Source organism: Zhouia amylolytica AD3 (genome assembly GCF_000511935.2).
GTDB lineage: Bacteria > Bacteroidota > Bacteroidia > Flavobacteriales > Flavobacteriaceae > Zhouia > Zhouia amylolytica.
Window position 1 is genome coordinate 201,303 of the sequence record NZ_AYXY01000019.1, and the last position, 21,802, is coordinate 223,104.

The window sequence follows — 21,802 nt, forward strand, 5'->3', positions numbered from 1 at the left end:
ATTAAAGATACAAAAAAAACCAAACATGATGTCGGCTTAAGGCTGTGAATATGCGAGTTTTATTTATTTTCAAATAATCCTCCAAGCATACCTCCTAAATCACTTTTTTTATTTTTTCCTCCCAAAAACATATCAGCAACATCATCAATAACACTACCATCTCCATCTGCATCCAGAATGGCTGTAATGAGGTTTTGCTCATGTTTAGGTTGACTACCCATTAAATTACCTAATAAATCATTTATATCATTCGAAGAATTGATTTTTCTGGACCTTTTTTGCTTTCCTAAATAAGACATAATTATGGGAGCAGCAATTTTAAGGATTTGCGCTATGGTACCAGAGTCTAACCCTGCTTTTTGACTCAATGCATTTTGTACAGTAGATTGTTTACTACCTAAAACATGTCCCAAAATACCTTCACCATCTTGCAGTGAATCAGTATCGACACCCCCATCAAAAAAGCTCCCCAGGTTCTCTAATATACTTCCATCATGCCCCGAAGAGTCTAAAGCCGTCAACAAACCTTCAGCTCCTTTGGTTGAAGAAGTGTTACGTTGCATAGCACTAAGTAATAAAGGTATTGCAGAACTTAAGACATCAGCTGTTTTGTTTTCAGGTGCTCCTGTATGAGAACTTACACCATTGATTATTTGTCGTCCCAAATCACTATTCAGTAAATCTAATATGCCAGACATTTTTATTATTTTATTGATTAATAGCACCCTAAGGTACAAAAAAAGCCTCTCTTAAGAGAAAGGCTTTATTATTATTAAGTTGTTTAATTGTTACTTAAGGAGTTCTGATATTTGGGTTGCGAGCTCCGTTCCGATTCTATCTTGAGCTTCAGAAGTAGCAGCACCAATATGAGGTGTTAATGATACCTGTGGGTGCATTAAGACCTTCATAGCAGGTTTAGGTTCGTTTTCAAATACATCAAGACCGGCAAAAGCTATTTTACCACTTTCCAGAGCATCTAATAAGGCAACCTCGTCTAACACACCACCACGGGCTGCATTAACAATACCCACACCATTTTTCATACTATCTAATTCCGGTTTCCCGATTACATATTCTTTTTGAGCTGGAACATGAACAGTGATAAAATCAGCTTGTTTTAAAACCTCCTCCTTAGAAATGGTTTCGATAGGGAAGTTAACAGACTGTCCATCATAGAAATCAACTTTGATATCTGCTTTCTCAATAAATGGATCATAAGCAACAACTTTCATTCCTACCCCTAAGGCAATTCGGGCAGTGGCTTGACCAATGCGACCTATTCCTATAATTCCTAATGTTTTACCTCTCAATTCCATACCGCCGGCGTAGGCTTTTTTAAGATCCTTAAAACGAGAATCTCCTTCTAAAGGCATGCTACGGTTGGCGTCATATAAAAATCTTACGCCACCATACAGGTGAGCAAAAACTAATTCAGCAACTGATTCTGATGAAGCTGCGGGAGTATTAATAACATGTAATCCTTTTTCTTTAGCATATGCAACATCAATGTTGTCCATTCCAACACCGCCACGTCCTATTAGCTTCAAAGAAGGACAAGCATCTATCAGCTCTTTCCTTACTTGAGTGGCACTTCGTACTAAAAGTCCGTCAATTTGATTCTCATTTATGTAGTTGATCAATTGTTCTTGAGCAACTTTAGTTGTGATGACCTCAAAACCATTTTTTTCTAAAGCATCCACACCACTTTTAGAAATTCCGTCGTTTGCTAGTATTTTCATTTTAATTTTGTTTTATGTAGTATTTTAAGCTCGTTTTTCAAATTCCTGCATTGCTTGTACTAAGACTTCAACACTGTTAAGAGGAAGTGCATTGTACATAGAAGCTCTGTAACCTCCAACACTTCTGTGTCCATTTAAGCCATTAATGTTAGCCTCTTTCCAAAGGGAATCAAAGATATCCTTGGTAGTGTCATCTGTCAGGTTAAACGTTGCATTCATGTTTGAACGATCTTCCGTAGCTGCAAAACCTTTAAATAATGGGTTTCGGTCTATTTCATCATAGAGAAGATCTGCCTTCTCCTGATTAATTTTTTCGATGGCCTGAATACCACCTAAGTCCTTTAACCACTGTAGCGTGAGCATCGAAACATAGACAGCGAATACCGGAGGAGTATTAAACATGCTATCCTTGTCTATATGAACCTGGTAGTCAAGCATAGAAGGAATAACTCTTTCTACTTTTCCTAAAACATCCTCCTTAACAACAACCAAAGTAGTACCAGCTGGTCCCATGTTTTTTTGAGCACCGGCATAAATGACATCGTATTTAGAAAAATCTCTTTGACAAGAAAAGATATCTGAACTCATATCAGCAACCAATGGAACACCAAAATCATAGTCTTGTTTGATTTGAGTACCAAAAATAGTGTTGTTTGTAGTTACGTGTAAATAATCCACGTCTGAAGGAACCGAGAATCCTTTTGGAATGTAATTAAAATTTTGATCTTTTGAAGAAGCAACTTCAATGAGTTCGCCGAATAACTTCGCCTCCTTGATAGCTTTGGAAGCCCATGTCCCGGTATTGAGATATGCAGCTTTTTCATTGAGTAAGTTATAAGCAATATTCAAGAATTGTGTACTTGCTCCACCTTGTAAAAACAGCGCTTTGTATCCCTTGTTTTCCAACCCAAGAAGTTCTAAGGCAAGGTTTTGAGCATTATCCATTACTTCGATAAAATTTTTATCGCGATGCGAAATTTCAATAAGAGATAATCCTAACCCGTTAAAATCAATTATTGCTTCTGAAGCTTTTTGAAAAACCTCTTGAGGCAAGATGCATGGTCCTGCACTAAAATTATGTTTTTTCATTATAAATAGTTGGTTGTTCGTGAATGCATACAAAGGTGCTAATTAATTCGGGAAAATTTGTTATAAACATTTTAGAATTTTGTTAAATACGCAACAGAAAATCCATAGTATCCACACCATCTGCATAATCATGTAATTGAGGCTTTTGTGTTTTACCAAAATCTACCTCATTCTCTAGAATGCCACTACCTACAATACATTGAATTTTATCGCTATCTTGAAGAAGTTTTTCACGAATGGAGTCTAGCGACTTGTATTCTTCATAGAATAAAGTGGCGATAGGAGAGACGTAACTTTCATCTTCCTTGAGCATTAAAAAACCGTTTTCCAGAATATTAAATAGACTCATTAAGTAAACAGCCTTGTTGTAATCATAATTATTAGCATACTTTTGATAATCGATCACATTCCTATAGCTATAAATAGCCTTAAAGAAGGAGTCAAAGTTGTAACCTTTTGGGACAAATATTTTGGAGACATTGCGACAACCTAAACCATAGTACCTGAAAATATCTTCTCCAAGGGCTTCCAGTTGTTCTTCGGTCTCATTTCCAGTAAGTACTGCTACCGAATTTCTGTTTTTTCTAATAATATTTGGCTTACTCTTAAAATAATAATCAAAATACCTGGCGGTATTGTCACTTCCTGTGGCTATAACTGCATCAAAACCTTCAAGCTTCTCCTCCGTAAAAATGATCTTACCCTTAAATTCAGGATTCACATATTCAAGATATTTAGCTAAAAATGGAAGTAAATGTTTGTCGTTAGATGATAACTTGGCAATCACCGAATGTCCGGAAAGTAAAACAGATAAAAAATCATGAAACCCTACCAGTGGGATATTTCCGGCCATTACGATAGCGACTTTTTTAGGAGTAACATTTTCAATAACATAATTTGAAAGCCATTGACTTAAATTCTCGTTTGTAAGAGCCTCAGACCATTGAGATAATGCAAAAGAAAGATTCTCTCTAGTAAACCAACTGTTGTTTTCGTTCGCTAATTTCAATTGATGTTTGAATCCATCAAAAAACAGGTCGTTATGTTCCAGGTTCTCCTTTTTAACAGGATCTATTTCGATAAATTGATTTAAAAAATCTCCTAGTTTAACAAATGCATCAATCTTGTTGCGAATATCACTCATTATATTTGTTTATGTTTTACTTCAACAGTATTTTTGTTCCAGCAAATTTATGGAAATTTAAACGACTCAAAGGAAATTGCTATGGCTATTATAATAACAGATGAATGTATAAATTGTGGTGCTTGCGAACCTGAGTGCCCAAATACAGCGATATATGAAGGGGCTGACGATTGGAGGTACAGTGATGGGACTTCTTTAACGGGCAATGTTGTTTTACCTAATGGAAAAGAAGTCAATGCTGATGATGCTCAAACCCCTGTTAGTGATGAAATATATTATATTGTACCTGATAAGTGTACAGAATGTAAAGGATTTCACGAAGAACCGCAATGTGCTGCAGTTTGTCCTGTAGATTGTTGTGTACCTGATGATGATCATGTTGAAAGCGAAGAGGAATTACTGGGTAAGCAAAAGTTCATGCATCCTGAGGAATAATTAATCAGTAAACTGATAATCTTAAATCCCAAGCTAGTTCTTGGGATTTTTTTATGAATAAAATATAGTATATTTGCGCGTCTAAAATTAAAGTGAATGAAAGCAGGAATTGTAGGATTACCGAATGTTGGGAAATCAACATTATTCAATTGTTTGTCGAATGCTAAAGCACAGAGTGCTAACTTTCCGTTTTGTACCATTGAACCAAACCTTGGGGTGGTAAATGTACCTGATAATCGCCTTCAAAAACTAGAAGAACTAGTGAATCCGGAACGCGTATTGCCTGCAACTGTGGAGATTGTAGATATCGCCGGTTTAGTAAGAGGTGCCAGTAAAGGAGAAGGGTTAGGGAACCAGTTCTTAAGCAATATTCGAGAGTGTAATGCGATCATTCATGTTTTAAGATGTTTTGATAATGATAATATTGTGCATGTCGACGGGAAGATAAATCCTGTTAGTGATAAAGAGACCATCGACATCGAATTACAATTAAAAGATCTTGAAACCGTAGAGAAGCGATTAGATAAAGTGAATCGTGCAGCAAAAAGTGGTGACAAAGATGCAATAAAAGAAAAAAGTCTACTCGAACGTTTTAAAGAGGCTTTGGAAAGTGGTGTTTCTGCACGTGCAGTTGAATTAAGTGATGAGGAAGAGGAGTTGGCTAAAGGTTTTCAACTGTTAACCGCAAAACCTATATTATACGTGTGTAATGTAGATGAGGGGGCAGCCAAGGATGGAAATGATTATGTAGAGCAAGTGAAAGAAGCTGTAAAGGATGAAAATGCAGAAATTATTGTATTGGCAGTTGCAACGGAAGCTGACATCGCTGAACTTGAAACTTATGAGGAAAGAGAAATGTTTCTGGATGATTTGGGTCTGGAAGAGCCCGGGGTTTCTAAACTAATCCGTGCGGCATATAAATTACTTGATTTACAAACTTATTTTACGGCAGGAGTCAAAGAAGTTCGGGCATGGACTGTTCCTGTTGGAGCAACCGCTCCACAAGCTGCTGGTGTCATACATACAGATTTTGAAAAGGGATTCATCAGAGCAGAGGTGATAGGATATAACGATTACGTTGAATATGGCAGCGAATCTAAAGTGAAAGAGGCAGGTAAAATGAGGGTTGAAGGTAAAGAATACGTCGTGAAAGACGGCGATGTAATGCACTTCCGTTTCAACGTTTAAGATAAACTTTAACTATCTGACTATCGTATAATAGTTATAGAGATTACAGTGATATCATAAAGAGGTATGTATTTTTGCTCCTATGTTTAAAAGCAACAATACATACCTCGCTGTTTTTATAGGTATTTTAGGAGTAGTCTTTTTCTCTGCAAAGGCAGTAATGGTTAAGCTGGCCTATCATTACGATGTTTCATCTGTGAATCTATTAATGTTCAGGATGCTTTTTGCATTACCGTGCTATGTGGTAGTTCTATATTTTATACAAAGCAGGAAGCGAGTAAAGTCTCCTGTAAATTTCAGAGATGTCCTCTGGTTGCTTTTTTTTGGGTTCATTGGTTACTACCTGGCTAGTTATTTCGATTTTTTAGGGTTGCAATATATCAAGGCGAGCATTGAACGTGTTATTTTATTTATTTACCCCACCATAGTTGTATTGCTTTCTGCGATTTTCCTCAAGAGAAAAATCAATCCGTTGCAAATATTGGCGATTGTAATTACCTATATAGGGGTTTTTGTAGCCTTCTGGGATGAATTTAAAATAGAAGGGACTGAATTTTTAATAGGAGCTGGGCTGATTTTTTTAAGTGCACTTACATATGCTTCATATCTTACCGGAAGCGATTTTTTAATACCAAAGTTCGGGGTATTGCGTTTTACTTCCTATGCCATGATTATTGCTTGCATCTGCGTATTGGCTCATTACTTTATTGTGGAAGAAACTTCTTTGTTTGGTTATCATGAGAATGTATATTGGCTAGGATTGGCAATGGCAATTCTCTCTACCGTAATACCTTCCTTTATGGTCTCTTATTGTATAAAAGAGATTGGGGCTTCTAATTTTTCCATTTTGGGTAGTTTAGGGCCCGTTTCCACCATTATATTGGCAAATATTTTTTTGGGAGAAAGGTTTTCTACTCTTCAAATGGGAGGAACACTTATTGTAATCTTTGGGGTGGTCATAATCTCTTTCCAAAAGAATGTTAAAACAGTAAAAAATTGAGCTGCTCATAACTGGTTGATTTACATTATTTAACTTTTATTTTAATAACCTTGTTAATTACTTTAACTATCGTATATTTTATTTTTACAGTTGTTATAGTATATTAGCGATTGTACACGAAATCCCTTTATTTATGGCTGACACTACTCAATATACCGAAGATAATATTCGTTCGTTAGACTGGAAGGAACATATTCGTATGCGTCCCGGAATGTATATTGGTAAATTAGGAGATGGGTCTTCAGCTGATGACGGTATTTATATACTGTTAAAAGAAGTTTTAGATAATAGTATTGATGAATACGTCATGGGGGGCGGAAAAACCATTGAGATATCTGTCCAGGGCGAAAAAGTCATTGTGCGTGATTACGGTAGAGGGATACCGCTGGGAAAAGTAGTAGATGTAGTATCTAAGATGAATACCGGTGGAAAGTACGACACCAGGGCGTTTAAAAAATCAGTAGGTCTTAACGGTGTTGGTACCAAGGCGGTAAATGCCTTGTCGAATTATTTCAGGGTAGAATCTACCAGAGATGGTAAATCAAAATCTGCCGAATTTGAAAGAGGTGAGTTGACTAATGAAGAAGAACTTGATGAAACTTCAAGAAGAAGAGGCACGAAAATAACGTTTATTCCTGATGACACCATATTCAAACATTATAAGTTTCGCAATGAGTATATAGAGAAAATGTTACGAAACTATGTGTACCTGAATCCAGGATTAACCATAGTTTTTAATGGTGAAAAATATTATTCAGAAAATGGTCTTAAAGACCTCCTTCAGGATAATACTAATGTTGATGATATTCTATATCCGATTATTCACCTGAAAGGCGAAGATATAGAGGTAGCAATAACACATAGTAAAACCCAATATAGTGAAGAGTACCATTCTTTTGTTAATGGACAAAATACAACTCAGGGTGGTACCCATTTAGCGGCATTCAGAGAAGCTGTAGTGAAAACAGTTCGAGATTTTTACGGTAAAAATTACGATGCTTCAGATGTAAGGAAATCTATCATATCCGCAATTTCGATAAAAGTAATGGAACCAGTATTTGAAAGTCAGACCAAAACAAAGCTGGGTTCTACCGATATGGGAGGTAACCTGCCTACGGTACGTACTTTTATAAATGATTTTGTAGGGACACATCTGGATAACTTTTTGCATAAGAATCCGGAAACGGCTGAAAAATTGCAACGTAAAATATTGCAGGCCGAACGAGAACGTAAAGAGTTATCCGGTATAAGAAAACTTGCGAAAGAACGTGCAAAAAAGGCTAGCTTGCATAATAAGAAATTGAGAGACTGCAGGGTTCACTTGGGCGATATGAAAAAGGACAGAAGGCTTGATACCACTTTATTTATTACAGAGGGGGACTCGGCATCCGGTTCAATTACTAAATCCAGAGATGTAAACACTCAGGCAGTCTTTAGTTTACGAGGTAAACCATTGAACTCTTATGGAATGTCTAAAAAGATTGTTTATGAAAATGAAGAGTTCAATCTATTACAAGCTGCACTTAATATCGAAGAATCTTTAGAAGATTTAAGGTACAATAATATTGTAATTGCTACCGATGCCGATGTAGATGGAATGCACATTCGATTATTGTTGATTACATTTTTCTTACAGTTTTTTCCCGAACTGATAAAAGAAGGACATTTATACATATTACAAACACCCCTGTTTAGAGTTCGTAATAAGAAAGAGACTATATATTGTTATAGTGAAACGGAAAGAAGGGAAGCAGTTGAAAAATTAAAAGGAAAACCAGAGATAACTCGATTTAAGGGTTTGGGTGAAATCTCGCCAGACGAATTCCAACACTTCATAGGTGATGACATCCGTTTAGAACCTGTAATGCTAGACAAAGCAATGTCTATCGAAAAGCTTTTAGAGTTCTATATGGGTAAGAACACGCCTGACAGACAAGAGTTTATCATAAACAACCTTAAGGTTGAATTGGATGTAATTGAAGAAAAAGCCTAATCATTAACCACTAAATAAAATCGATTTTCTTTCATGGATGAAAATCAAGAATTGAACGGACACGCAGAAAATGAATCTCCAGATACTATTACTCGGGTAACAGGTATGTATAAAGATTGGTTTCTGGATTATGCATCATATGTAATACTGGAAAGAGCAGTTCCTGCCATTGAGGACGGTTTTAAACCGGTTCAGCGAAGAATCATGCATGCCCTAAAAGAACTCGATGATGGCCGCTACAACAAAGTGGCTAACATAGTGGGACATACTATGCAATACCACCCCCATGGTGATGCCAGTATTGCCGATGCCATGGTTCAGATTGGACAAAAAGATCTTTTGATAGACACTCAAGGAAACTGGGGTAACATACTCACAGGAGATAGTGCGGCGGCTTCAAGGTATATAGAAGCTCGATTGTCTAAATTTGCGCTTGATGTCGTGTTTAGTCCAAAAGTTACGGAATGGCAACTAAGCTATGATGGTCGTAAAAATGAACCCATAAATTTACCGGTAAAATTTCCCCTGCTTTTAGCTCAGGGTGCAGAAGGGATTGCCGTAGGTTTATCAACTAAAATTCTACCTCATAATTTTTGCGAACTGATTGATGCTTCTGTAAAATATTTGAAAGGTAAAAAATTTACAATTCTTCCTGATTTTCCGACGGGAGGGATTATGGATGCAAGTAATTATAATGACGGTGAACGTGGAGGGAAAGTAAGGGTGCGAGCCAAAATTTCTCAATATGATAAAAACACGCTGGTAATTAACGAAATACCTTATGGCACTACAACCACTTCTTTAATAGATTCTATCCTGAAAGCCAATGACAAGGGGAAGATAAAAATTAAAAAAATAGAGGATAATACAGCTGCCGAAGTTGAAATTCTGGTGCATTTGCCAAATGGGATCTCACCCGATAAAACCATTGATGCGCTTTATGCATTTACAAATTGTGAAAATTCAATTTCTCCACTAGGTTGTATAATTATTGATAATAAACCTCATTTCATGGGGGTTTCTGAAATGTTACGTCGCTCTGCGGATCATACAGTAGATCTTTTAAAGCAGGAACTGGAAATCCAATTAAGTGAATTGGAGGAAAAATGGCATTTTGCTTCCCTGGAAAGAATTTTTATTGAAAACAGGATCTATAGAGACATAGAAGAAGAGGAAACCTGGGAGGGAGTAATCTCGGCTATTGATAAAGGCCTGAAACCGCATGTAAAACATTTAAAGCGTGAGGTAACAACTGACGATATTACGCGCTTAACGGAAATCAGGATAAAAAGAATCTCTAAGTTTGATATTGACAAAGCTCAGCAACTTATTGATTCATTGGAAGATGAAATAGAGAAGGTAAAGTATAACTTGAATAATTTGATACCGTTTACCATCGATTATTTCTCGACCTTAAAAAATAAATACGGAGAAGGAAGAGAGCGTAAGACAGAGATTCGCCTATTCGAGGATATAGAGGCTACCAAGGTAGTGATTCGTAACTCTAAATTATATGTAAACAGGGAAGAAGGTTTTATAGGTACGTCTCTCAAGAAAAATGAATACGTCTGCGATTGTAGCGACATTGATGATGTTATTGTATTTACGCAAGAAGGTAAAATGATCGTAAGTAAGGTGGCAGACAAAACCTATGTAGGTAAAAACATTATCCATGTGGCAATCTTTAAAAAGAAAGATAAACGCACCACCTATAATATGATTTACCGTGATGGTAAGGGTGGAGCGAGTTACGTGAAGCGATTTAATGTTACAAGTGTCACCAGAGACCGTGAATATGATCTAACAAACGGTAAAGCCGCTTCAGTAGTTAGTTATTTCTCAGCCAACCCGAATGGGGAAGCCGAAGTTGTTACTATACATTTAAGACAGGCTGGTAGTATTAAGAAATTAAAATGGGATCTTGACTTTTCGGATATTCTGATTAAGGGTAGAAACTCTAAAGGAAATGTAGTGACTAAATATGCTGTAAAACGAATCGAACTTAAAGAAAAAGGTGTATCAACACTTAAACCACGTAAAATTTGGTTTGATGATGTGGTACAACGCTTAAATGTTGATGGAAGAGGGGAATTATTAGGAGAGTTTAGAGCCACAGATAAACTTCTTGTAGTAAATCAAGACGGTGAAGTAAAAACAATAGCGCCGGAATTAACAACCCATTTTGACTCCAACATGATCCTGCTCGAAAAGTGGCAACCTGAAAAACCAATTTCAGTCATTTATTTTGATGGAAATAAAGAACGTTACTATGTTAAGCGCTTCTTAATAGAGAATGGAAACAAAGAGGAATTGGTGATTTCTGATCATCCTAAATCCAATTTAGAAATTATTTTGACCGATTGGAGGCCAATGGTGGAAATAGAATTTGTGAAACCTAGAGGTAAAGACCCAATCCCAAATTTAGAGGTTGATTTAGAAGATTTTATAGCCATTAAAGGAATTAAAGCTTTAGGTAATCAATTGACTGCCGATAAAATTCGTCAAATTAACAGATTAGATCCATTACCCTACAAGGAACCTGAAATAGTACCTGCCGAAGCTATGGAAGTCATAGAAGAAGAAGAGGTGCATGAAGATAAAGAAAATTCAGAAGGCGAGTCACAAACATCTATAGAATTTGAATAAAAAAAGCGCCTAATGGCGCTTTTTTTTATTCGTTGTTTTTTATGTTTTCAGTAACTGCAATTTTCTTTTTAAGCTTCATATTCAAAAATTCCACAAGTAATGAAAAGGCTATTGCAAAATAGAGATACCCTTTGGGAATAGCACCTATTTCCTGACCGAATACTATAGCATGTGATAAATGTGCAGCTTCAGCAATTAGCATAAATCCGATAAGGATCAGAAAAGAAAGGGCCAATAATTGCATGGATGGATGCTTGTTGATAAAGACTCGTATAGGATTGGCAAAGACCATCATGATAATTATAGAAATCATGACAGCTATAATCATTAAAATAAGAGCATCAGTCGGTTTAGATCCAATACCATTAGTCATTCCCACTGCCGTCAATATCGAATCTATTGAGAAAATAAAGTCAATGATAACAATTTGAAATATTGCCTTTGATAATTTTGTAATATTTTTTGATTTAAGCACCGCCTCATCGTGTTCAGGAATCTCTACCTTTTCATGAATTTCAGATGTACTTTTGTACAGCAGGAACAATCCTCCTAATAATAGAATTATGGCTTGGCCGCTTACACCCATGGTTAACCAGGTAGTGTCAATATGATAAAAAGGCTCTTTGAGCCCTACTAAATAAGAAACCGCAAACAGTAAGATAATACGCTGAACCATAGCTAATAACAGCCCCCAATTTGTAGCTTTTCTTTGGTGTTCTTTGGGTAACTTATTGGCTACTATCGAAATGAAAACAATATTGTCGATTCCGAGTACGATCTCTAAAAAGGTAAGCGTTAAAAGTGCAACCCAAGCATCTACACTGGTTAGAATTTCAAACATATTAATTGATTTTTATAGCAGTTCCTTTCTGTTTGTTCTTTGAGTCTCCAACAAGAGAATATTCAAAGGTATACGCATCCTCTGAAGTCTTAAGAATTTTAATATGTACAGCTTTTTTATCCGAATTAGATTTCGGATTAAGTTTACGAACTACAAACTCACAATCATTGATCCACTTAACGCTGTTCGTATCCACCTTACCTTCTACATATTCGAATTCAAGACTGTCAGTTCGAGTGAATTTATTAACGTGTTCTTCTCCATTAACTGTATAATGAAATTCAAATTCACCCGTTTTGAAATCCGAACACTCTCTCTGAACACTATAACAAGAAATAAATAAGGGGATAAAAGTAAGTAGTATTAATAATTTCTTCATTGTGGATCTTTTGTTTTGAATTTCAAAAATAAGCAATAAACGAGGAATATGAATTGGTTGGAGCTGTTAAGATTCTATAAAAGTTTTAAAAGTACCGTCTGTGTAAAAAATAATAATCTTTTCAATATTCTTTTTTTGAGCGCTCTTTATCGGATCTTCCTGTTTAGTTGAAACTTCCGGTTCCACATCAACTTTAGCAATACGAACCTCAGGATTTTCTCTGGGTGGAGCAGGATTTGAAAATAAGGTGCCGCTTGTTTCTTCAGCCGAATCAGGTTTTTTAGGGAATGTTCCCTGACCGTTTAGTAACCAATACAATTCAATCTCAGGAAAAGTATCCAGTATTTTAAGGACAAAATCCAGGCTAGGCTTATTTCGACCAGACATCAAATGAGAAATAGAGGCTCTGTTTACTTGTATTTTATCAGCAAAAGCAGAGGCGCTTAAGCCGTAGTAATCTAGTACTTTTTGTAAGCGTTCTATGAATTCAGCAGTATTAACCATATGTTTACAATGTTAAACAATAAATATTCGTTCTTCATGTTTACAAATGTAATGAATATTCATGAATATAACCACAATAAGACCTTAAATACACATAATCACTTGATTTAATAGTCTAGATAAACAACCATAACTATCTAGAATACAATTATTTAGATTGTTTTTTATAAAATTGTAATTTTCAGAAACATCTGTGTCTGTAACAGTACAGATACTGTATACAAAACTTAACAAAGGAGTAGTGAAATCATAGAAAACTCTGTTTACAGATGTAGCCAATGTTTATTAACAATGTTAAACAGATGCTTGTTTACCTTTGTAACATTCGGTTTTAAATGCGTTAGATTTTATAACTGTAAGGATGGACAACTTTATAATTCTCTATTTTTGCAATACAAAATAATTATAGCCATGAACGATTCACTTACGCACCATGAACAGTACCTGGAAAAACAGTTGCATGGTCGATATATTCATATGAATCACATTGAAAAGATTCTTAAAAACCTGCCAGATACTTTTACCGTTAGCATTGCAGGCAGATCTGTAAAAGACCAGCCTATTTATACACTTAAGGCAGGTAATGGCCCAATTAAAGTTTTAATGTGGTCTCAGATGCATGGAAATGAATCTACAACTACTAAAGCGGTATTTGACCTGCTTAAGCTCTTGCAAGACGCTGATAATCATTTTGGACAGTGGTTAATGGAAAAATGTACTGTTCTTATAATGCCTATGCTTAATCCTGATGGTTCAGAGGCCTATACAAGAGTAAATGCTAATAACATAGACTTGAACAGGGATGCACAAAACTTATCTCAGCCGGAAAGTAAGGTTTTAAGGACTGTATTTAATGAATTCGAACCTGATTACTGCTTTAACTTACATGATCAACGCACGATATTTAGTGCCGGGAGTGTAAAAAAGCCGGCAACAGTATCATTTTTATCACCATCAGAAGATATAAACAGATCAGTAACCGAAACCAGAAAGAAAAGTATGGAGGTTATTGTAGCTATGAATAAGGTTTTACAGGGATATATCCCTGGCCAAATTGGAAGATATGACGATGGTTTTAATTTAAATTGTGTTGGGGATACCTTTCAGTCTTTAGGAGTTCCAACTATTTTATTTGAGTCCGGTCATTTTCCTGATGATTATCTACGGGAGGAAACCAGGAAATACATATTTATAGCCATATGCACGGCTTTAGAATATATAGCAGAAGACAAAGTAACCGGAAATGCAGATCTTTTGTACGCTGAGATCCCTGAAAATGATAAATGCTTCCTGGATATCATTGTAAGAAAAACAAATGAGAATGGGGAAAGAGAGGATATTGGAATTTTGTTCAAAGAAACCTTAATTCAAGATAAGCTTCATTTGCTCCCAACTATTGAAAAAACTGGTGATCTCAAAGAATTTTATGGCCATATCGAACTGCAGAATGCTGTAAACTCTACTAAATCGTTTGAAATAAAGGGGTTTGGGAGGGTAGATATTACAGAAATCTTAAAAAATAGGCAGAATAGTTAATAATAATTTAACGTTTAGTCCAAATTTGACCAAAAAAACTAACGTTTGTGTATATATTTTTGATATTTTTGCTTGAAATTTAATTATAGTTATGGCGAAATTTAAATTAGACGAAGTCGATCACCAGATACTGGATATGTTGATAGACAATACCCGTACTCCTTTTACAGATATAGCAAAAAAATTACTTATATCTGCAGGTACAGTGCATGTTAGAGTTAAAAAAATGGAAGATGCAGGGATCATTAAAGGCTCATCCTTAACCCTGGATTATGAAAAGTTAGGTTATTCTTTCATCGCTTACGTTGGTATTTTTCTTGAGAAAACACACCAAACTAAATTTGTTTTGGAACGTCTTAATGAAATACCATATATAACAGTAGCATCAGTTACAACCGGGAAGTTTAATCTTTTCTGTAAAATAAGAGCTAAAGACACCAAGCATGCTAAAGAAGTGATCTTTGAAATTGATGATATTGATGGTGTTTCTAGAACTGAAACAATGATCTCTCTTGAAGAAAGTATTAATGATAAAAAGAGATTGATGCACACGATTTTCAACGAACTGTAATATCTGAAACATTTTGTTTAATTTCTGTGTTAAACACTTAAACAAGCCCTTTCAAGTCTGGTATTTGGAAGGGTTTTTTGTATTTTCACGCAAATAAAAATACCGACCTATGTCAAGAAAACCAAAGATAGACCGATTTAATGAAAGCGTACTTGCTAAGTATCAGATCTATAACAGTATTTTTATCACCTTACCTTTTGATGAAATTACGAATACAGGGGTGATGTTACCGTTGTTTAGTGAGTTCTGTGAAAAAGGTTTTGATAATGATAAAAACCCTTCGGAAATTGTAGAAGCCTTTTTTACAAAGTATTTTGATAATCCGAGTGAAGAAGAGAAAACAGCACTTCTTTTCAGGTTCATTCAATATATTGAACGTCAAGTTGTATTATTTGATGCTATTGAGGATGCCGCATTTCCTGTTATTAATAACATGAATGGACGTGGAACACTTAGAAACCTGAAAGAAGAGGCACAAGCCAAGAATAAACGTAAAGAGTTGGTTGAAAACCTTAAAAAGTTCAATGTGAGAACAGTGTTAACTGCTCACCCAACTCAGTTTTATCCCGGACCGGTACTAGGTATTATTACTGATTTAGCAAAAGCAATTGAATCGAATGATTTAACATTAATTAAAAAGCTACTCGCTCAGTTAGGAAAAACTCCATTCTTTAAAAAAGAGAAACCAACTCCATTTGACGAGGCCGTAAGTCTTAATTGGTACCTGGAAAATGTCTTTTATCAGGCAATGAGTAGTATCTATAACTATATTCAGGATAATATTTTAGAAGATGAAGAAATAGATAACGACATCGTTAATCTAGGATTTTGGCCAGGAGGAGATAGAGATGGAAATCCTTTTGTAACCACAGAAATCACCCTGAAAGTTGCTAACAGGCTGAGAAGTACCATTATTAGAAACTACTACCGTGACGTTAGACGTCTGAAAAGGAAGATTACCTTCAATGAAGTAGATGTAATGATTTCTGACTTGGAAGCACGTTTATATGAAAACATTTTCAAGGAAGAGGAAAAACCAACGGTTACAGCTGATGAAATTTTAAAAACGCTAACAACCATTAAGCAAATCCTTATAAAAAAACACCAATCATTGTATGTAGATGAGATCAGTAGCATGATCAATAAGGTGAAGCTTTTCGGACTCCATTTTGCAACTTTAGATATCCGTCAGGATTCCAGAGTACATCATAATGTACTTTCTAATATCGTAAAAGAATCAAGAGCTATGGGGCTTGATGTGTTCCCTAAGGACTATGAGTCCTTATCTGAGGAAAATCAAATAGAAATTCTAAGTAAGGTAGAAGGTAAATTAAATCCTGAATTATTTCAGGATGATATGGCTAAAAAGACCCTGGCTTCCATTTATGCAGTAAAGACCATCCAGGATATGAATGGAGAAAGAGGATGTAACAGATATATCATCAGTAATAATGGTAGTGTTATAAATGTTTTAGAGGCATTTGCTATGATTCGCTTGTGTGACTGGAGTCAACCAAATTTAGATGTTATTCCTTTATTTGAAACCGTAGATGATCTTGAAGTAGCCCACCAGGTTATGGAGACTTTATATACTAATAAAGCTTACGCCGAACATTTAAAGCGAAGAGGAAATAGACAAACTATAATGCTTGGATTCTCTGATGGTACTAAAGATGGAGGTTATTTAATGGCAAACTGGGCGATCTATAAAGCTAAAGAACGTCTTACCGAAATTTCAAGGAAATACGATATCAAAGTAATGTTCTTTGATGGTCGAGGAGGACCTCCGGCAAGAGGTGGTGGTAAAACACACCAATTTTATGCCTCATTAGGACCAACCATTGAAAATGAAGAAGTACAGTTAACGATTCAGGGACAAACCATTAGTTCTAATTTTGGAACAATAGAATCTTGTCAATATAATTTAGAGCAATTAATTAGTTCTGGTGTTGCCAATCAAGCTTTTGGTCAGGAAGAAGAAAATCTTCTTAGCAAAGAAGATCGTGAGACGATGAACAGATTAGCTGAAATAAGTTATAATGCTTATGTTGATTTTAAAAAGCATCCTAGGTTTTTGTCTTATCTGGAGCAAATGAGCACATTAAAGTATTATGCAAAAACAAATATCGGTTCCAGGCCATCAAAAAGAGGGAAGTCTGATAAACTTGTGTTTTCTGATTTAAGAGCGATCCCTTTTGTAGGTAGCTGGAGTCAACTAAAACAGAATGTACCTGGTTTTTATGGAGTAGGACTTGCATTTGAAGAGTTTGCAAATAATGGAGAATGGGATAAATTGGAGTCCCTTTATAAAAACTCTCTGTTTTTCAGAACCTTGTTAGAAAACAGTATGATGAGTTTAACAAAATCATACTTTAAACTAACAGCTTATATGAAACACGATAAGGAATATGGTGCTTTCTGGAATCAGATTCATGATGAATATCAGCGTAGCAAAGCAATGATCTTAAAGCTTACAGGTTACTCTAAACTAATGGAGGATTCACCAACAATGAGAGCTTCTATTCATGTCAGAGAGAAAATAGTATTGCCTTTGCTTACGATACAGCAATATGGTTTACGTAAGCTGCAAAAAATGCATAGAGAGAATAAAATTGATAAGAAAGAGTTAGAGACCTATGAAAAAATGGTTACTCGATCTTTATTTGGAAATATTAATGCCAGTAGGAACTCAGCATAATTAAGTAAAACAAAAGCCGCTGATAACAGCGGCTTTTGTTTTTTTAAAAGTTCGGACTCAAATTGTATTTTTTATAGAATGCATCCAAGGCTTCTATGACCTCTTCTTCTGAATCTACAATTTTTATCAAGTTTAAATCTTCAGGACTAACTTTTCCATGCTTTTTGAGTAATACTTCTTTAACCCAATCAAATAAACCTTTCCAAAATTCAGAACCTACAAGAATAATAGGAAATCGTCCTATTTTTTTAGTTTGAATCAGGGTCATAGCCTCAAATAATTCATCCAAAGTTCCAAAACCACCAGGCATTACAACAAATCCTTGAGAATATTTTACAAACATTACTTTTCGCACGAAGAAGTAATCGAATTGAAGATTCTTATCACTATCAATATATGGATTATCGTGTTGTTCAAACGGAAGATCAATATTTAAACCTACAGAGGTTCCGCCTCCCAGGTGAGCACCTTTATTCCCAGCTTCCATAATTCCCGGTCCGCCTCCGGTAATGACACCATATCCAGCTTCAACAATTCGCTTGGCAATACGTTCTGCTAATTTATATTGTGGATCTTCAGGTTTCGTACGGGCTGAACCAAAAATTGAAACACATGGACCGATTTGACTCATTTTTTCAAATCCGCTAACAAATTCACCCATAATTTTGAATATGGCCCATGAATCATTTGTTTTTATTTCATTCCACCCTTTATGATGTGATTCTTTTCTCATAGATTGTCAGTATTATATTTCTTATCAAATTTATAAATATAGGAGCTAACTTAGGTTGCTCAGTGTAAAAATATTTACCGATTATTGGACAAAAAAAAGCAAACCCCATGGCTTGCTTTGTTCTAACACTTTAAATCAAATGTAACTAAAGTGGTTTTCGTCCGGATATAACATTGTATAAAACAATAATGACAGCTATTACAATTAGAACATGTAATAAGCTGCTGGTACTTAAACCGGGAATGATTCCCAACAATCCCAGTACCCAGGCAACGATACAGATTACTGCAACTAACCAAAGAATGCTTCTCATAATGTAGTTTTTAATTGATTTCAGTCTAAGTTACTGATTATTAGATTAAAAACGTGTTTTCTGTCAATTAAATTGCTCTTTAATGACATTATTGAGATTAAACTAACTCCTTTTTTAAAAATTTAGCCGTATAACTTTTCTTATCCTTGATTATTTCTTCCGGAGTACCTGTTGCCACAACCTTTCCTCCACCTTTACCGCCTTCATAACCAATATCGATAATATGATCAGACATTTTAATAACATCCATATTGTGCTCAATGATTAACACCGTATTTCCTTTATCGACTAGTTTATTCAATACAGACATCAATACATTGATATCCTCAAAATGAAGTCCTGTTGTAGGTTCATCCAGAATATAAAAGGTGTTTCCAGTATCTCTCTTAGATAATTCTGTGGCTAATTTTATACGTTGGGCCTCACCACCTGAAAGAGTAGTAGACTGTTGTCCAAGTGTAATATAACCAAGACCTACATCCTGAATGGTTTTTAGTTTTCGATATATTTTAGGTATGTGTTCGAAGAATGTAACAGACTCGTTTATGGTCATTTCCAATACATCAGCAATAGATTTTCCTTTGTAACGAATCTCCAAGGTTTCTCGGTTAAAACGCTTTCCGTTACATGTTTCACATTCGACATATACATCCGGAAGGAAATTCATTTCAATAACCCTTAAACCACCTCCCTGGCAGGTTTCGCATCGTCCTCCTTTAACATTAAAGCTGAATCTGCCTGGCTTATACCCCCGAATCATTGCTTCAGGAGTTTTGGCAAATAAGGATCTTATTTCACCAAAAACACCAGTATAAGTTGCAGGGTTAGAACGAGGAGTCCTTCCAATGGGCGACTGGTTGATGTCGATAACCTTATCAATGTATTCCAATCCCTTAATTTGTTTGTAAGGCATTGGCTTTTTTACCGCATTAAAAAAATGCGCATTCAATATAGGGTAGAGGGTTTCATTAATAAGAGTAGATTTCCCACTTCCTGAAACACCAGTAACGCCAATCATTTTACCTAATGGAAAAGTAACATTTACATTTTTAAGGTTGTTTCCCCGACAGCCAGTTAGCGTAATTTCATGACCATTCCCTTTTCTTCTTTCATCAGGTATTTCAATCTTCTTATTTCCATTAAGGTATTCAGCAGTTAAGGTGTCATGCTTCATTAGCATCTCAGGAGTACCCTGTGAGATGATTTCTCCACCATGTTTACCCGCCTTCGGACCTATATCAATTACATGATCCGCACGTTCTATCATGTCTTTATCGTGCTCCACAACAATAACTGAATTCCCGATATCCCTTAGCGATTCCAATGATTTTATTAATCGTTCATTGTCTCGTTGATGCAATCCGATACTAGGTTCATCTAAAATATAAAGTACGCCCACCAATTGCGATCCAATTTGAGTAGCGAGACGTATACGCTGAGCTTCACCTCCTGAAAGAGATTTTGAACTTCTGTTTAATGAAAGATAATCCAATCCAACATCCAATAAAAACTGAATCCGGGCATTAATTTCTTTTAGAATTTCTTCCGCAATCTTAAACTGCTTTTCAGACAGGTATCCGGATAAGGTTTTAAAGAATTGAGCCAGGTCAAGAATATCCATATGAGCCAGATCCGCAATACTCCTGTTATTGATCTTAAAATACAGCGACTCTTTACGTAATCTTGAGCCTTCGCATTCCGGACAATTAATTTTATCCATATACCCTTTAGCCCATCGGGTAATTGAAGAGGAGTTGCTCTCTTCAAACTGATTTTTAATGAAGTTAACGATACCCTCAAAATCAATTTTATAATCCCTCGTTATTCCGAGGGTCTTTGAAACCACTGAAAACTTTTCTTTCCCTCCATAAAGGATGACATTCATAGCTTCATCAGGAATGTCTTTGATAGGATCAGATAGTTTAAAGTTATAGCGTTCAGCTATTAATTGGATCTGCTTATAAATCCAACTATTTTTTTGTTCGCCGAGGGGAACAATCCCTCCACTTTTTATATTCGAATTTTTATTGGGTATAATTTTGCTTAAGTTGACCTCATGAACCATACCGAGTCCCTTGCAATTCGGGCACATTCCTTTCGGAGAGTTAAATGAAAAAGTATTAGGTTCAGGATTTGGATACGAGATCCCCGTCGTAGGGCACATTAAACTTCTACTGAAGTACCTTGCCTCATCCGAATCGTTATCAATGATCATTAAAACATCATCACCATGATACATAGCAGTATTGATGGTTTCCATTAACCGTTTGACGGTATCGGGGTTTTCGTCAACTTTTAATCGATCAATGACGATCTCAATATCATGAGTTTTATAACGATCAACTTTCATTCCATGCTCAAGATCTCTTATTTCACCATCTACCCGAACTTTTAAGAATCCTTGTTTAGAAATTTGCTCAAATAATTCTCTGTAATGCCCTTTACGACTTTTAATCACAGGTGCCAGTACATTTATTCTTTTGCCTTTAAAATCCTCATAAATGAGATCCTTTATTTGCTCATCACTGTAACTAACCATCTTTTCTCCAGTCTCATAACTGTATGCATCAGCAGCTCTGGCAAACAAAAGCCTTAAAAAATCATAAATCTCGGTAATGGTTCCAACAGTTGATCGAGGAGATTTGGATGTTGTTTTTTGTTCAATTGCTATAACTGGTGATAACCCATCAATTTTGTCAACGTCAGGACGTTCCAAACCTCCCAGAAATTGACGTGCATAGGCAGAAAAGGTTTCTATATACCTTCTTTGACCTTCAGCGTAAATGGTGTCAAAGGCCAGAGAAGATTTTCCACTTCCAGACAAACCTGTAATTACCACAAGTTGTTCTCGGGGAATATTAACGTCTATATTTTTAAGGTTATGAACGCGTGCACCCTTAACCTCTATAAATTCTTCAAAATTATTCATAGTAATGAAACAAGATGCGAATTTACAACTTTAACCGCTAAAAATGAAGTCATATCCTATTTGA

Annotated in this window: 18 protein-coding genes; 8 read left to right on the forward strand and 10 right to left on the reverse strand. The window is 35.7% G+C overall.

The window, feature by feature from the left end; translation table 11 throughout:
- Positions 1-59 precede the first annotated feature (59 nt).
- From P278_RS05565 to P278_RS05580, 4 genes are all read right to left on the reverse strand, one after another.
- The gene (locus P278_RS05565; RefSeq protein ID WP_038263582.1) at positions 60-698 is read right to left on the reverse strand and encodes a DUF937 domain-containing protein; all 639 of its coding nucleotides are present in this window, start codon (positions 696-698) and stop codon (positions 60-62) included.
- 90 nt (positions 699-788) lie between these two features.
- Positions 789-1,739: a D-2-hydroxyacid dehydrogenase gene (locus P278_RS05570; protein ID WP_038263586.1), complete on the reverse strand. Its 951-nt coding sequence runs from the start codon at positions 1,737-1,739 to the stop codon at positions 789-791.
- Positions 1,740-1,763: 24 nt separating this feature from the next.
- Positions 1,764-2,828, reverse strand: a complete 1,065-nt coding sequence (serC, locus tag P278_RS05575) for a 3-phosphoserine/phosphohydroxythreonine transaminase (RefSeq protein ID WP_038263588.1) — start codon at positions 2,826-2,828, stop codon at positions 1,764-1,766.
- A gap of 82 nt (positions 2,829-2,910) precedes the next feature.
- A complete protein-coding gene (locus P278_RS05580; protein ID WP_038263592.1) occupies positions 2,911-3,972 on the reverse strand; it encodes an acyl-CoA reductase in 1,062 nt (353 codons plus the stop codon).
- A gap of 81 nt (positions 3,973-4,053) precedes the next feature.
- Between P278_RS05580 and P278_RS05585 the strand changes: the two genes are divergently transcribed.
- The 5 genes from P278_RS05585 to P278_RS05605 all read left to right on the forward strand — a co-directional run bounded on the left by P278_RS05585 (position 4,054) and on the right by P278_RS05605 (position 11,234).
- Entirely contained in the window at positions 4,054-4,407 is a 354-nt protein-coding gene (locus P278_RS05585; protein WP_038265285.1) for a 4Fe-4S dicluster domain-containing protein, read from the forward strand.
- Positions 4,408-4,503: 96 nt separating this feature from the next.
- On the forward strand, positions 4,504-5,595 hold the full coding sequence (ychF, locus tag P278_RS05590) for a redox-regulated ATPase YchF (RefSeq protein ID WP_038263596.1): 1,092 nt from the start codon (positions 4,504-4,506) through the stop codon (positions 5,593-5,595).
- 82 nt (positions 5,596-5,677) lie between these two features.
- Positions 5,678-6,595 carry a DMT family transporter gene (locus P278_RS05595; RefSeq protein WP_038263600.1) on the forward strand — a complete coding sequence of 306 codons (918 nt, stop codon included), beginning with the start codon at positions 5,678-5,680 and terminating at the stop codon, positions 6,593-6,595.
- A gap of 133 nt (positions 6,596-6,728) precedes the next feature.
- Positions 6,729-8,588 (forward strand): DNA topoisomerase IV subunit B, encoded by a 1,860-nt coding sequence (locus tag P278_RS05600; RefSeq protein WP_038263602.1) that lies wholly within the window; start codon positions 6,729-6,731, stop codon positions 8,586-8,588.
- A 33-nt stretch (positions 8,589-8,621) separates the two neighbouring features.
- Entirely contained in the window at positions 8,622-11,234 is a 2,613-nt protein-coding gene (locus P278_RS05605; RefSeq protein ID WP_038263605.1) for a DNA gyrase/topoisomerase IV subunit A, read from the forward strand.
- A 25-nt stretch (positions 11,235-11,259) separates the two neighbouring features.
- On the opposite strand, the gene P278_RS05610 is transcribed toward P278_RS05605, so the two are convergent.
- From P278_RS05610 to P278_RS05620, 3 genes are all read right to left on the reverse strand, one after another.
- Positions 11,260-12,075, reverse strand: a complete 816-nt coding sequence (locus tag P278_RS05610) for a TerC family protein (protein ID WP_038263608.1) — start codon at positions 12,073-12,075, stop codon at positions 11,260-11,262.
- Between the two features lies 1 nt (position 12,076).
- Positions 12,077-12,454 (reverse strand): hypothetical protein, encoded by a 378-nt coding sequence (locus P278_RS05615; protein ID WP_038263611.1) that lies wholly within the window; start codon positions 12,452-12,454, stop codon positions 12,077-12,079.
- Positions 12,455-12,520: 66 nt separating this feature from the next.
- Entirely contained in the window at positions 12,521-12,958 is a 438-nt protein-coding gene (locus tag P278_RS05620) for a helix-turn-helix domain-containing protein (RefSeq protein WP_038263613.1), read from the reverse strand.
- A 411-nt stretch (positions 12,959-13,369) separates the two neighbouring features.
- On the opposite strand from P278_RS05620, the gene P278_RS05625 reads away from it, so the two are divergent.
- The 3 genes from P278_RS05625 to P278_RS05635 all read left to right on the forward strand — a co-directional run bounded on the left by P278_RS05625 (position 13,370) and on the right by P278_RS05635 (position 17,763).
- Positions 13,370-14,494, forward strand: a complete 1,125-nt coding sequence (locus P278_RS05625) for a M14 family metallopeptidase (RefSeq protein ID WP_038263615.1) — start codon at positions 13,370-13,372, stop codon at positions 14,492-14,494.
- 91 nt (positions 14,495-14,585) lie between these two features.
- The gene (locus tag P278_RS05630; protein WP_038263617.1) at positions 14,586-15,065 is read left to right on the forward strand and encodes an Lrp/AsnC family transcriptional regulator; all 480 of its coding nucleotides are present in this window, start codon (positions 14,586-14,588) and stop codon (positions 15,063-15,065) included.
- A 109-nt stretch (positions 15,066-15,174) separates the two neighbouring features.
- Entirely contained in the window at positions 15,175-17,763 is a 2,589-nt protein-coding gene (locus P278_RS05635) for a phosphoenolpyruvate carboxylase (protein ID WP_038263620.1), read from the forward strand.
- A gap of 43 nt (positions 17,764-17,806) precedes the next feature.
- Here P278_RS05635 and P278_RS05640 read toward each other — a convergent pair whose 3' ends face one another.
- The 3 genes from P278_RS05640 to uvrA all read right to left on the reverse strand — a co-directional run bounded on the left by P278_RS05640 (position 17,807) and on the right by uvrA (position 21,738).
- Positions 17,807-18,496, reverse strand: coding sequence for an LOG family protein (locus P278_RS05640; RefSeq protein ID WP_038263623.1), 690 nt, complete (start codon positions 18,494-18,496; stop codon positions 17,807-17,809).
- 145 nt (positions 18,497-18,641) lie between these two features.
- A complete protein-coding gene (locus P278_RS16500; protein WP_139226714.1) occupies positions 18,642-18,809 on the reverse strand; it encodes a lmo0937 family membrane protein in 168 nt (55 codons plus the stop codon).
- A 97-nt stretch (positions 18,810-18,906) separates the two neighbouring features.
- Positions 18,907-21,738, reverse strand: coding sequence for an excinuclease ABC subunit UvrA (uvrA, locus tag P278_RS05645; protein WP_038263626.1), 2,832 nt, complete (start codon positions 21,736-21,738; stop codon positions 18,907-18,909).
- Between the last annotated feature and the right edge of the window lie 64 nt (positions 21,739-21,802).